General features: G+C 35.5%; 13 protein-coding genes. 5 read left to right on the top strand and 8 right to left on the bottom strand.

Features of this window, described 5'->3' with window-relative positions; all coding sequences use genetic code 11:
- Positions 1-4 precede the first annotated feature (4 nt).
- Entirely contained in the window at positions 5-1,585 is a 1,581-nt protein-coding gene (locus PW52_RS04495) for a type IV secretory system conjugative DNA transfer family protein (RefSeq protein WP_044631742.1), read from the top strand.
- On the opposite strand, the gene PW52_RS04500 is transcribed toward PW52_RS04495, so the two are convergent.
- The gene (locus tag PW52_RS04500) at positions 1,582-2,112 is read right to left on the bottom strand and encodes a hypothetical protein (RefSeq protein WP_131453971.1); all 531 of its coding nucleotides are present in this window, start codon (positions 2,110-2,112) and stop codon (positions 1,582-1,584) included. The genes PW52_RS04495 and PW52_RS04500 overlap by 4 nt on opposite strands.
- A 33-nt stretch (positions 2,113-2,145) precedes the next feature.
- Positions 2,146-3,546 carry a hypothetical protein gene (locus PW52_RS04505; RefSeq protein WP_044631744.1) on the bottom strand — a complete coding sequence of 467 codons (1,401 nt, stop codon included), beginning with the start codon at positions 3,544-3,546 and terminating at the stop codon, positions 2,146-2,148.
- 55 nt (positions 3,547-3,601) lie between these two features.
- Between PW52_RS04505 and PW52_RS04510 the strand changes: the two genes are divergently transcribed.
- Genes PW52_RS04510 through PW52_RS04525 form a run of 4 tightly spaced genes read left to right on the top strand, consistent with a single transcriptional unit; the run spans position 3,602 to position 8,430 of the window.
- The gene (locus tag PW52_RS04510) at positions 3,602-3,889 is read left to right on the top strand and encodes a helix-turn-helix domain-containing protein (RefSeq protein WP_044631745.1); all 288 of its coding nucleotides are present in this window, start codon (positions 3,602-3,604) and stop codon (positions 3,887-3,889) included.
- A 5-nt stretch (positions 3,890-3,894) separates the two neighbouring features.
- Positions 3,895-5,145, top strand: a complete 1,251-nt coding sequence (locus PW52_RS04515; protein WP_044631746.1) for a type II toxin-antitoxin system HipA family toxin — start codon at positions 3,895-3,897, stop codon at positions 5,143-5,145.
- Between the two features lie 47 nt (positions 5,146-5,192).
- On the top strand, positions 5,193-6,791 hold the full coding sequence (locus PW52_RS04520; protein WP_044631747.1) for a hypothetical protein: 1,599 nt from the start codon (positions 5,193-5,195) through the stop codon (positions 6,789-6,791).
- Positions 6,772-8,430, top strand: coding sequence for a hypothetical protein (locus PW52_RS04525; protein WP_044631748.1), 1,659 nt, complete (start codon positions 6,772-6,774; stop codon positions 8,428-8,430). Before PW52_RS04520 ends, PW52_RS04525 begins: the two co-directional genes overlap by 20 nt.
- A gap of 13 nt (positions 8,431-8,443) precedes the next feature.
- On the opposite strand, the gene PW52_RS04530 is transcribed toward PW52_RS04525, so the two are convergent.
- Genes PW52_RS04530 through PW52_RS04555 form a run of 6 tightly spaced genes read right to left on the bottom strand, consistent with a single transcriptional unit; the run spans position 8,444 to position 12,606 of the window.
- Positions 8,444-8,806: a hypothetical protein gene (locus PW52_RS04530; protein ID WP_044631821.1), complete on the bottom strand. Its 363-nt coding sequence runs from the start codon at positions 8,804-8,806 to the stop codon at positions 8,444-8,446.
- Positions 8,807-8,813: 7 nt separating this feature from the next.
- A complete protein-coding gene (locus PW52_RS04535; protein WP_044631749.1) occupies positions 8,814-9,653 on the bottom strand; it encodes a DUF4138 domain-containing protein in 840 nt (279 codons plus the stop codon).
- Complete coding sequence (gene traM, locus PW52_RS04540) at positions 9,650-10,579, bottom strand: conjugative transposon protein TraM (protein WP_044631750.1); 930 nt, start codon at positions 10,577-10,579, stop codon at positions 9,650-9,652. Before traM ends, PW52_RS04535 begins: the two co-directional genes overlap by 4 nt.
- Complete coding sequence (locus tag PW52_RS04545) at positions 10,560-11,183, bottom strand: conjugal transfer protein TraK (protein ID WP_044631822.1); 624 nt, start codon at positions 11,181-11,183, stop codon at positions 10,560-10,562. Before PW52_RS04545 ends, traM begins: the two co-directional genes overlap by 20 nt.
- An 11-nt stretch (positions 11,184-11,194) precedes the next feature.
- Complete coding sequence (locus PW52_RS04550) at positions 11,195-12,037, bottom strand: hypothetical protein (protein ID WP_044631751.1); 843 nt, start codon at positions 12,035-12,037, stop codon at positions 11,195-11,197.
- Positions 12,038-12,039: 2 nt separating this feature from the next.
- The gene (locus PW52_RS04555) at positions 12,040-12,606 is read right to left on the bottom strand and encodes a conjugal transfer protein (protein ID WP_117584361.1); all 567 of its coding nucleotides are present in this window, start codon (positions 12,604-12,606) and stop codon (positions 12,040-12,042) included.
- Positions 12,607-12,655: the final 49 nt, after the last annotated feature.

Consider the following 12,655-nt stretch of genomic DNA (forward strand, 5'->3'; position numbering starts at 1 on the left):
CGTTATGCAAATAGATAACCTTATAACGACACTTTCAATTATTGGTATGGCCGGTATTGTTTTCTATGTGATATTTCGGATAAGTAGATACGCATTCATCATTAATTTTCTTGTGCTTGGTGCGATGGTGTTCTATTTGACCGAGGAAAACCGACTGATTCTGATTTCTCTCTATCTGGCTTGCCCTCTCATATTAATTAACATAGGACTATATGTGTTTCTTCATAAAACGGACGAGCTGATAAATGGCGACGGTAAATACAAGGTCAACTTCGCTACTACTAAAGGTAATTTCAAACTGGATAATATTAAACGTGGGGCATCCGTCATCGGATCCGCTGGAAGCGGAAAAACGGAAAGTGTAGTGTATGGATTTCTAAGGCACTTTCGTGAAAATAATTTCTGCGGTATTATCCACGACTATAAAGATTTTGAATTGACCGAAATGGCGTATCCGCTTTTCAAGGATAGCGATATTCCGTTTAAGGTCATTTCCTTTGATAAAATTATCCATCGGGTAAATCCTATTGCGCCACGCTATTTAGAGAATGAGGAAAGCGTAAACGAAGTTTCACGGGTGTTAATTGAAAACCTTTTAGAGCAAAGAGAAAGCGGAACAACTGGCACGACAAAATTCTTCAACGATGCTGCGGAAGGATTGATTGGTGGATTGATTTGGAAACTAAAAACTGACTATCCTAAATACTGTACGCTGCCACATCTAATAGCCATTTATCAGATGCTCGATACCGACAGCCTAATTCAATTTTTGGAAACCAATACCACATCACGAGCAATGGCAGATGCTTTTATAAGCGGTAAAGATTCGGATAGGCAGACCGCAGGTGTAAAAAGCACCCTGGCCAATGCGTTGAAACGAATTAGTACACAACGGATTTTTATGGTATTATCCGCAGATGAAGTGCCGTTAAATGTAAATAGCGAAGATAATCCTGCAATAATTGCTGTAGTGAACAATCCGAAATTTGAGACCTCTTACTCGCCTGTAATCGCAACTATTATTCACACGATTACCAAACAAATGAGTGTGCGAAATTCAAAACCTTCATTTTTGTTGATGGAAGAAGCGCCGACCATCCGCTTGTTGAATATGCACCGAATTCCGGCAACGTTGCGTAGTTACGACATCGCTACTATTTACGTGATGCAGGATAAAATCCAGAACGATATGATGTATGGAGATAAGGCGAGCAAAGCTATTTTGAGCAATTTGTCCTACCAGTTTTTCGGTAAGGTAAATGACCCAGATACTGCTAAATATTATGAACGCTTTTTTGAAATTGTAAAGAATCCGACCAAGAGTGTAAGTCGAGGGCATAATCTGGATTTCGATACACGCATTACTACTGGCGAAAAGGAAATCCCAAAAATAAGAGCTGATGTTTTCTTTAGATTGAAACAAGGTGAATTTATAATCTATGCTGATGGAAAGGATAAGAAAGTACAGTTTAAATTAGCTAATATTAAAAGACAGTTGCCAGAAGAAACAAAGCAGTTTTCACAAGCTGAATTGACAACCAATTTTGAAAGGGTTTATGATGATGTGCGGTCGATATTTAGTTAACCTTTCGCCATCCAAAATTCCAAATCAAAATTTTTGAGTCTCTCGACAAAGGCTTGTTGAGAAATCATTACATCATCTACTCTGCTAACAAGCTTCTTGATATAAGATAGTCTGACAGACTTACCGTGACCAAAAATCCACTTTTTCCCGTTAGGCTCTTCTTCAAATTTCATTTTAGGACTACTACAATAAATAATAATGTCGTTGTCTTTGGCTTTTGGCTCTGACCATATACCGTGAATAAATGAATTCCTTTCGGATTTTATGTAGCTGACTTCATTCAAAATTCCTGCAAGAACCTGGGGTTCGTAATTGTGCTTCTTATTGATTGTCTTAATGATTTGAATGTTCTCATTAAGGCCATTCTTTTCAAAAAGATAGGCATTGAGTACATCATCATCCGATATAAATGCACCGAGCATATCACGGACAAGTACTTCCATTTTGGCAAACCTATCGGAAAGCAACCCTATGTAGAAATAGAATTCTTTTTCGGTGTCTGTATATTCTTTGTAGCGTTTTGCCATACGGTCGAATTATTTTTTATTTACTCTGTTAACTTATTCTTCTTCGCCAGACTTATCGAAATTAATGTTACGAATAGATTTGTACGATTTCCAATAATTTTTATTAGTCATCAATCCTGGAATAACATCGTCATGGCCAAACTCATAAGGATACTCTTCTAAGAGCTCAGTTTTATATTTAGAAATGTGTTCACCGTAAAACTGAATAATATCTCGATGATTTTTTACGATATCAAAAATGGATTGGGAAAGTAATTTAGCATAACGTTCCTCAGACTTGGACTGTTTGGTGTGGATGATTTCGTTTCGTAGGTTTTCAAGCTCTGTAAAAGACATCCACCAATTTTCTTGACTTGGATCCGGTGTATTTAATATAGGGCGTATTATTTTTTTGAATTTATCACGAAGTGGAAATTTGCGCTCTATGGCTTCTTTAGAGTATATGGTCTTTACGCCATTTGCTTCTGTTTGGTATTCCCATCCAGATGGGATACAGATGTTAGCGAAAGCTTCCAAAGCGGTATAGGCAAAGATTACCGCCTCAATTATTATCTCAAAATAATCATAATATTCTTTTTGGATTTCTAAAGATGGGAAGCTACCGGACCATTGCTTATGACGTGGAAGAATTACTTTGTCATAGAATTCGCGAGCCTGATTTAAGCATCTTTCAGATATATTAGAATATAGGGCGACGTCATTTGGCTGAATCAACATTGTTTCTAAATGGTCAAAAATAAGTACCCAATTAGAATCAAAGATGAAGCGATGAGTAAAGTTATCCTGATTGAGCATTATATGAGGTTTCTTAACACGCCAATCCCTATCTTTTCTGTAGTTATTAGTAAATTCCTTTCCCACCTCTAGTAAAGGATTGAGAACTTTCCAGCTACCTTCTGAAAAGGTTAAATACTTTCTATTGTTTCTTCTTGAGTATGAATTGTGAATCGTATTTTTCAACTCGCTCTCTTTTTCTTGATGTAGGTGAGCTATTGTCTCAAAAGCTGATGAAAGCATTGATACGTAATCAATATCCTTAGGTTTTGGATGAAATAGAAATTTTAAGACATACTTGCCTTCAAAGTTAAAATAGAGAGCAAAAGGCGCTAAGGTCATACCTTCTATTTGTGACATACTTTTGAAAATATCTAAGAAGGAATCAAATTTTTCAAGAAAATCGGTATATGCCTTCGATGCTTGAATCACCTTGTTTTCAATAAAAGGAACAGAGGCATATATATCAAAAAGTGATGCATTGTAAATCCAGTCTCTGTCTTCAATTTCTTTATCATCTACTGAAACTACATTGGCAGATATTTTAACTGGTGCGTCTAATGTTTTCAAATTTTCAGTTAAGACTTTGTCTATATAAAGTTTGAACTCTGGTCTATCTGCACTAAAAAGTAGGTCGCTATCAAAAATTGGAAAATTCATATATTGTTGTATATTATCAACAAAAATAGTAAATTTGTGGTAAATATGCAACAAAATGAATTCTAAGAAAACAGTTCTGTTACCAAAATATCAGAAAGTATTTGAGCATTTGGGCGAGAATATAAAGCTTGCACGAAAGCGAAGAAAGCTCACAGCTGAGCAGGTTTCCGAACGTGCGGGTATTAATCGGACTACATTGTATAGAATAGAAAAAGGCGACCCAGCGGTTGCCATAGGTTCTTATTTTAATGTTTTCAGAGTTCTCAACTTGGAAGATGATTTTAAAAAGCTAGCAGTAGATGATGAATTTGGCAGAAAACTTCAAGACCTTGATTTATTATAAGAAAGATGGCAACAGGAAAATTTGACATATATGTTTTTGCTGATTGGGTAGGTCTTAAAGAGCCAACACTAATAGGAACTTTATCGGCACATTTTGCCAAGGGAAAAAAAGCATTCAGTTTTGAGTATGATAAAGATTGGTTAAAAACTGATGCACAACGATTGTTAGACCCGGACATCGATTTTTATTCTGGTCCGCAATATCCAACCAACAAAGAGAATTTCGGAATCTTTTTAGATAGTATGCCAGACACTTGGGGGAAGACTTTAATGAAACGTAGGGCTGCCCAAGATACTAGAGCAAATAATGAAAAGGCTCGTACACTCTATGAAATAGATTATTTACTTGGGGTTTTTGATGAAAGTAGAATGGGTGCGTTGCGTTTCAAAACAGATTTAGAAGGTCCTTTTTTAGATAATGATGATAGAACGCCAACACCACCTTGGTCATCATTGGGCGATTTACAAGAAGCCGTCAAACAGTTAGAAAGTGACGAACAAAATGATGATATACGAAAATGGATTGCAGTGCTGATTGCGCCAGGTTCTTCATTAGGTGGTGCCAGACCAAAAGCTAACATTTTTGATATCCAAGGAAATCTATGGATTGCCAAATTTCCGTCAAAAACAGATACAGTTGACAAAGCTGCTTGGGAATTTTTAGCCTATCAATTAGCTACTGCAGCGGGTATAGAAATGGCAGATTCTAAAATAGAGAAGATTAGCGGTCAGTATCACACATTCTTAACAAGACGGTTTGATAGGGACAATGGAAAACGCATTCACTTTGCGTCCGCTATGACGATGACAGGAAATACCGAAGATATCATAAAAGAGTCTGCACCTAGTTATCTCGAAATCGTAGAATTTATAGAAAATTATGGTGCAGATGTAGAAGCCAATTTGCATCAGCTTTGGCGACGCATCGTTTTCAATATTACTATTTCAAACACCGATGACCATTTGCGAAATCACGGATTTATATTAACCGATAAAGGTTGGGTTTTATCGCCAGCCTATGATTTGAATCCATCCATAGAAAAAGATGGTTTATCGCTAAATATCGATATGGATGATAATGCTTTAAACTTTGATTTGGCTAAAAGTGTTGGTGAATATTTTCGATTGAGCGAAAGTGAAATGGAAACTATTTTGGATGAAGTCCTATCTGTTGTAAAAGAGTGGAAACATATTGCAGAGGAAATGGGAATAAAAAGAAGTGAGGTGGAATTGATGGAAGGGGCTTTTAGATGGTAAAGGCAGGATGAATATTGTTAAAAATTATAATTAATTAAAATGGTACAATGAACACCAAAGGTGATTTTTCTTCTTTAATATTTTTAAAAAAAGTCAATACGCGTAGTATTGAAAAGTTCCAATTCTGGAGGGATATTCAGCAATTTTACCAACATAATAATGTAGAAGATGTTGAGCTTTTCGTAAGCTGTTTTGCTAGTATAAACGAGTTTTTTAAATCTGATTTTTCAAGTGGTCAATTTTACACTTGGCTTGAGAAGTACTCTGAGACCAACCCAGAAATTGCTAAACAAATAAAAGAAGAAATTGAGAAGAACCTCTCAAGGGATACTTATGAGTTTTGGGCAAGTATTGTTTACGGATTGAATAAGGTCGGTGAAGACTTTGTAGACGAAATAATCAATAATATAGAATCCGATGTCAGTTTCAGAATCTCTGCCGGGTTTCGCGCAGCAACAATAATAAACCTTGAAGAAAAACACTCCTTTTGCGATAGAATTAACAAGCTAATAGACATCAATAAGTTTAAAGAAATTCTTGAAGACATTGATTGGGCATACTTGATGAATTTTTATACTCGTCATCTAGAGGATTTTCCAAAATTTAATAGTAGAATACAAGAGCTCTTTAAAATTGAATCATCGTATATCTATTCTGCACTAGTTAGAGCTTTAAATTCTTTTATTGAATTAGAGAAGAATGAGGAGCTATTTCATCTGTCAATTAAGCATCTTGCAAAAGTTCCGCTTCAATATTCTGGCATTTACAATTCTTTAAATTTTTCGCTTGATAAATTTTTAGACTCCAATCCTGAGATTATCAAAATATTTCTTGAAAATTGGATTGATTTTCATTTGCCAAGTGCAAATGGTATGCAAGTTTTAGAGCATCTTTTGAACAATTTCAACGATAAAAATTCAAAGTATTTTCATAAGCTAATATCAACTTGGCTATTAAAATCACATAATTATGGTCTTGCAGTTCAATATGTGATTAGTGAAATTAGAAGCACAAGAGATTCCTTGCAATTAGATAGTGCTTGGATAAAAGAATTGAATGAAGAGGAAACTATTCTATTGGCTTTGAGAGTAATCGGTTTTGCTTGGGATAAAGATGTTGCCTATAGAATGCTCTTTCAAATATTGGCAGAGAATCTTGAATCACAGGAAATAATAAATCATACCGCAAGTTTAATTTATTCTGAATTGCTTTTAAATTACCCGTCATTGATAGAAAAACTTAGTAAGGAAAAAGTCTCTGATAAAAAACACAAAGCTATAATTAAACAAATTACGGGTAAAGCGGACGATTTTTTTAACCGACTAAGCAATCTTCCAATTCACGATGAATTTAATCCATCTGAAAAGAGATTGTCTTACTATAATAAAGTCCAATTTAGTGGTCTAGGTAATGAAGCAATTGAAAATAGGAAACCATCATTTTTAGATTTCGCAGACAAAACACAATTAAGAGTGGGTAAAGGTTTCTTTTCAAAAACTGAACAAGGTTTCACAGAGGTAATGGAACCAAAAAGTATTTCTCATTCAATGGAAATGCCAAGATTAGAATTTATTGACCCAATTGGGCAACAGGCAAAAAGACTACATTTCAGATACATTTCAAAAGATGAACTTTATAATTCGTGAATACATATCAATTCTTAAGGAAGACGGAGAGTTAGATTCTTTGTTGGCAGACCTACTTTTTGAGCAAGGATATACTATTAAATACAAACCAGAAAAGGGTAGGCAATACGGTGTTGACATATTAGCATTTAAAAAAGAAAAGCAAAAAGTTGTTGAAATTAGAATTTTAACCGTAAAACGAGATAATATCACGAGAAGTGCTTGGAACGGTAGTGTTAATGCAGCCAAACAATCTCTTGAAGAAATTCTTGAAGTTTATTTAAATAAACATCTTACACAACAAGAACAAAAACTTCCTATAAGAATCACACTAGCAACGAATGGTGTCATTTCACAAAACTTAGATTTAGATTGGACTTCATTTAAGGAAAAACATAGTAAGGATAATATTGTTATTGACTTTTTAGGTATTGATGATATTACAAATCAAGTAAAAGATGATTTTCTATTTGATACATTACTTGATAAAGAGAATCAGGCATTATTTCGAAAGACTTTGGCATTTATGGACTTAACTGATTATCAATATCATCATTATATTCAGCTATTAGATGCTCTTTTTGATAAGGCAATCCTGAGAAAACGTGAACTTCAAAAATTAATACGTTTAATAAAATTATTATTGGATTTAATGTTTAAGTGGAGCGATGAAGTTGGTAACCTAAAATCTGCAGTTACACTTAGCCATATAACGCTGTTGAAAACGTATAACTTTTTAACAAAGAGTAACAAACTAAAGCTTAAATACATTCAAGAAGAATATTTCAAAATTTACAGCTTGAGTCGCCTAATTGCTGTAGATTATTATAATAAAGTCAATGACCATTATTTTGTGGAACAGAGCGTACAGCGCTACTCAAAAAACCATTTGGAGTATGGCTTAAGAACTTGGGAAGAATTGGGGCTAATTTCTATTCTTGGTCATTTTGAGTTGCAACAATATTGGGTATATCTTCAGACTAAAAATAAAGCCGGGCAAGAAATATTCTTGCGTTCGCTTACAGATGTGAACAAATCCTTGACATCCTTTATTTCAAAAAATTCATCTTTAAATTACCCTTTATATGACGACCATTTGATAGAATTTAACTTAGCAATGCAGTTTCTACGGATGTACCAAAAAGATGATTTTTGTTTAAATTGGATTGAGAAAATCCTGATATCGCTTCATAATCAATATCGCATAAAACAATTATTTCCGCTCTTTAGACCAGACTATGAAAAGTTAGTTGACATATATTTTGGTAAATCAAAACAAAAATTAGAATCTTCAATGTTGTTAGCGAGTATACTTGATTGGTGTGTTATTTTAGATTCAGAGGAAACATACAACAAGGTTGTAGAGCTTGTCAAGCTTTTTGACCAAAAAATAAGTATTCAGACTTGGTATCCAACAGAAGATACGGTAGATATCTGTTTAGCTGAGGGGTATTGTTCTAAGTCCGGTAACGTTTTTTCATTTAAGAATATACCGTCATTCAAGGAGTATAAAAACAACATAATTGAATTACGAGAAAAGTTTGTTGAGGCTAAAGAATTCAAGCCCTACAATTTGGGTATGGAAGTTTTACATCACATTGCATCATTTCATCATAAACAGCTTCCATTACCATATTTATATCATCGTTTCGTAAAATAATAAAGTATAGAAATCAAAAAGGCCCTTTCTCTCTCGGTCCTTTACTAGTCACCTTCCATTGGTTATCCTCTTTGATGAGCTTAAAGACACCAGACTTTCCATCAAAAGAGGTTTTATATTTCACCCAGGCAATTTCACCTTCAATAGCCTCATCCAAAATTTCTACTTCGATTTCTTTGTCAGAATCTGGAAGCATATTTTGTACCGTAATCAAACTGGCATATCCTTCTGCTGTAGTATGCTTTTTTAAAGCTGACTCATCTTTTGAAAAAAAGCTTTCAGCAACAACTTGCGCTGTTTCGGTGTGAGACATATTGTTATTCTCTGCGCAGGAAACAAACAGAAGTACGAGTGAGCAAATGACTAATCTTTTCATAATATTATTAATTTGGGTTATTGACATACCTATGTGCTATTTTCAGTTTAATATTTCGTTCGCCATCTTTCTCGTTCAATTCCAAAATTGCCCTGCGGTCATTGGATAATGAAAATTTGGGCAATACATAAACGAACCTTACCATTTCACCTTCTACAATTTTTGAAGGAAGGCGATGTCTGTAAATAGGTTCTTGATACAAACGCTGTAAAGATTTCTTTTTTCCTTTTTGTCGAGTTTCGATGCAAAGGTTCAAGAAATTAAGGTCGTAATCCAAGGTGGAATTATTCTCAATCTGGATAACGAAGTAGAGTTCTTCTTTATCAAAAACAATATTCTCAACACTCAAAACAATGCTTTCGTTTCGTTTTTTAATTCGACCTATACGCTGGTTTCTGTTAAGAAGATAAGTGCAGAATTTTTGATAATAATACGTTCTGTTGTCTATACTTTTTTCAGAAGTTTCAGCCTGAATCGAATCGGTTACGATTGGTCTTTCATTCCCAATACTATTCGACAATGGGATGAAATAATTGAGCTTTGAAAGCTGTTTTTTATACCTTACAATATACGAAAAAATTGAACCATTTCTATTGACTACCAGTAGATTACTTTCTTTCCCGGGCTTTGCCTGAAGTAGTCCAAAATATTGTTCTTTTTCACGATTGTAGGTAAAGACAAAATTATCTGAACCGGTTATGCCTTGCCGAATAGGTTCTGGAAAGAATAGCGCAACATTTTTAGTATCGTTGGCATAAATGGTATCAAGTACGTGAGGCGTTTGTGCGTTCGCTTTCGCGAAAGCGAAAACAAATATCATTATGAATATATAATTATATCGTCTCATAGCTTTGGTTTTAGAATTAATCTGTAATTATTTAACACAGTTACTTTTACACTTCTATTTCGTCGTCTAAACACCTGTGTAATTCCGCCTACTTGCGGAACGGTAGGGATATTGATATCGTCTATAATATCATCCAAGACTTCGGTAGAAACTTCTGCCCTGAAGTTGTTTTCTACGTATATGCCCTCACTACCATCAGACAAATCGAAGGCCTTGAGCTTTGTGGGATGGTGATTTATGTTTTCAATTTCAATCAAAGCACGGTTGGGCTGAAAGCTGATAAATCCGAAAATGGGTGTGTTTTTGGGCATCAGCTTTCCGTTTATTGTAGCCTCTTTGGTCAGGCGCATCCGTAACCTGGTATTTGCCTTAACGACTTGGTCGCCATCGACGACCACGTAAATGGTGTTATCTGTAGAACCGAGAATTGAAACTTCATTCGGTTTAGGTGTAGCGGCAAAAAACAGTTGGTGTTCCAAACCCAGTTCTTTCGCTTGGATTTTTTGTTCTCTTTTGACTTCGGCAGAATCAACTTCCGTCGTATTCTTGTTTGCGATTTTTCTCTGCCCTATGTTTCTGTATGTTTTTTCCGAATACTGAATTTTACCGGCATCGTAAATACTATCTACAATGCGTTCTTTCTCTCGTTCTGGAAGGTCTGGGTCGTAAAAGCCCAGGGAATCAATTAGTTTTTCATTATAGATACTTGGTGCATTGGTTTCACGCACTTCCTTTAGGTCGTTAATAGCATCTAGCTTAGACTCGTACTCTTGCTGATTTTCTTCCAATTCTGGAACTAAGGTCTGTTCAAGATTTTCATTTTCACTCTCATCATCGCCCATCACTAGAACGGAATAGGAAATCAGGAAAATAAAAATCACAGCTAAGACTGCTGAAAAGACGATTTTATTTTTTTCTACCTTCATCGTTTAATTTTTTTAAGGTGTTCTCGAAATAGTTTGTAATCAACAATCCGTGTGGATTGTTTGGAAAGTTTCTGTCAACCGTTATGAGGTTTCCGCTGGAAACCAATTCATAGGTATCGATGATTGAGCCTCTGTTGATTTCAAAAATGGTTGTGGTCGTGAAACTGTAAGTACCATTGCTTTCTGAAATTCTCGAATCGATACTCAATACTTTCTGCACCAATGAATACTGTAATAATCGGTTATAGACACCATCAGCTTTTTTCTGACGGTACAGATTGTCCACAGCACTATTGCCCAACCAAAGGGCTTTTTCCAAATTCCGCTCATAGTTACTGGCATCAATGTTATAGAAGTAGTTGTGGAACAACTCTAAATGCGCCAAAGCTTCCACTCTAAAATTTTCCTTTTGGGTCACAAGTTTCAGCGGAATAATACTGCCATCAGTATTGATGGCAAAGGCGCTGTTAAGGGCCGCTTTATTCGTTTTAAAAGCCATCCAAAGGGAAAAAGTGCTAGAGAGCATTGCAAAAATGACAACTGCCAACACGATAAACCTGTTTAACTTTAAGATGTTATAAATGTTTTTATAAGGTGTTTTCATTTTCATTAGAATTAACTGGTAAACAATCTCAGGGTAAACGAAGTAGCGCGTTTGTATAATTTGAATTTTAGAAAGACAATAAATCCTACTGAACCTAATTGAACGACTGGTGCAAAAAAGCCCTGGCCCACATCGGTCCCAAAAAGGTTAGTCCAGAAGTTGGTATTGATTTCAGTATAAAGGGCATTTATAAATACATTGACAAGAAAAAAAGCTGGAACAAGCATATAGACCGCAGCGTACAATTTGAAAAACGTGTAAGCAAGCGAACGGAACTTTTCAAATACTGCCAAACTAATGACCAACGGAAAGAATGCCTGCATTATTCCCAATAGGAAGAATCGTTCTGCCAAGAACAATGGATAAATGAACAAATCCAATATCCAAAGAAAAAGACTGATGATAAAAGCAAATATTTTGAAACCGTAAAGTGGTGTTACCAAGGCTTCGTACAACAACGTCATCGCAGCCTGAGCCACTGCGATGATACTAACATCTTCTTCAATTGGGATGTCCTGCATCTGCAAAGGCAATAAGGCTGGTGCGGTACCACGATATTGTGCTTCTATGGAAACAAGTATGCCATCAAAGAAACCAAGTACTTGTGTAGAGAAAATGACCAGAATAACGATTGCAAAATTCCTTGCAAGTTCGCCAGGACTCAATCCCCAAGTGTAACCGTCCTTATCTGCAATACCTTCATTGTATTTTTTAAGAATATTTACTAGAAAGAACAAGACAGCAAGCGTTTTCATTCCGGCAATGGTGTATTGCGAAAAGTCGCTGGCCTGTATGGTTTGGTACACCGTATCAATGTATTCCAGTCCAATCCCTAAAAGTATGGTCGCAGTCATCTCTAATATTCGGTATCTCGGTTATTGACCTTATCCTGCATTTTTCTGAAGGATATAATGTCGCGATAGCGCTTAGTTTTGGTGGTAATGTTGGAAACCATTTCTTTAGATTCCTTTTCTTTTTGCTTCAATACTTCAGCACGTTCAGCATCGGTCATTTTCAAATAATCGCTGGATAATACTTCATCGATAAAGTCAACCGTATCTAAAGAGTGCTGGACTATGATATTGAATGATTCTGTTACCCGAGTTACTTCTTCTGGCTTGATGTAGGGCGAGTTCAGAATATCCTGTAAATCATTTTGCATTACTTGGATAAGCCGCTGATTATTCTGCGCAATTTCCTCTACCGCTCTAAGTTGTTGAACAACACTAGATACTTTTTCTATAGCTTCCTTGGCATCTTTCAAAAACTTTACAGATTTAATGAGCTGGCTCGTTTGTTTAGCCGATTCTACGAGCGATTTTACCAAGCTGATAAAATTGGTGTTGTCATAAACGGGCATTCCCTGAGCGGAAGCACCTTTAGGGAATAAAAGGGCAAACGCTAAGATTAACCCGAACAACATTGTTTTGATTTTTGTTTTACTCATAGCGGAATATTTGTTTTGGTATTCG

Origin of the sequence: Neotamlana sedimentorum (assembly GCF_000943565.1) — a bacterium.
In the GTDB taxonomy this organism is placed as follows: domain Bacteria; phylum Bacteroidota; class Bacteroidia; order Flavobacteriales; family Flavobacteriaceae; genus Neotamlana; species Neotamlana sedimentorum.

Excerpts from the sequence above, each read along its gene's own strand:
- PW52_RS04495 (WP_044631742.1), top strand. The coding sequence starts at position 5 with ATGCAAATAGATAACCTTATAACGACACTTTCAATTATTGGTATGGCC.
- PW52_RS04500 (WP_131453971.1), bottom strand. The coding sequence starts at position 2,112 with ATGGCAAAACGCTACAAAGAATATACAGACACCGAAAAAGAATTCTAT.
- PW52_RS04505 (WP_044631744.1), bottom strand. The coding sequence starts at position 3,546 with ATGAATTTTCCAATTTTTGATAGCGACCTACTTTTTAGTGCAGATAGA.
- PW52_RS04510 (WP_044631745.1), top strand. The coding sequence starts at position 3,602 with ATGAATTCTAAGAAAACAGTTCTGTTACCAAAATATCAGAAAGTATTT.
- PW52_RS04515 (WP_044631746.1), top strand. The coding sequence starts at position 3,895 with ATGGCAACAGGAAAATTTGACATATATGTTTTTGCTGATTGGGTAGGT.
- PW52_RS04520 (WP_044631747.1), top strand. The coding sequence starts at position 5,193 with ATGAACACCAAAGGTGATTTTTCTTCTTTAATATTTTTAAAAAAAGTC.
- PW52_RS04525 (WP_044631748.1), top strand. The coding sequence starts at position 6,772 with ATGAACTTTATAATTCGTGAATACATATCAATTCTTAAGGAAGACGGA.
- PW52_RS04530 (WP_044631821.1), bottom strand. The coding sequence starts at position 8,806 with ATGAAAAGATTAGTCATTTGCTCACTCGTACTTCTGTTTGTTTCCTGC.
- PW52_RS04535 (WP_044631749.1), bottom strand. The coding sequence starts at position 9,653 with ATGAGACGATATAATTATATATTCATAATGATATTTGTTTTCGCTTTC.
- traM (WP_044631750.1), bottom strand. The coding sequence starts at position 10,579 with ATGAAGGTAGAAAAAAATAAAATCGTCTTTTCAGCAGTCTTAGCTGTG.
- PW52_RS04545 (WP_044631822.1), bottom strand. The coding sequence starts at position 11,183 with ATGAAAACACCTTATAAAAACATTTATAACATCTTAAAGTTAAACAGG.
- PW52_RS04550 (WP_044631751.1), bottom strand. The coding sequence starts at position 12,037 with ATGACTGCGACCATACTTTTAGGGATTGGACTGGAATACATTGATACG.
- PW52_RS04555 (WP_117584361.1), bottom strand. The coding sequence starts at position 12,606 with ATGTTGTTCGGGTTAATCTTAGCGTTTGCCCTTTTATTCCCTAAAGGT.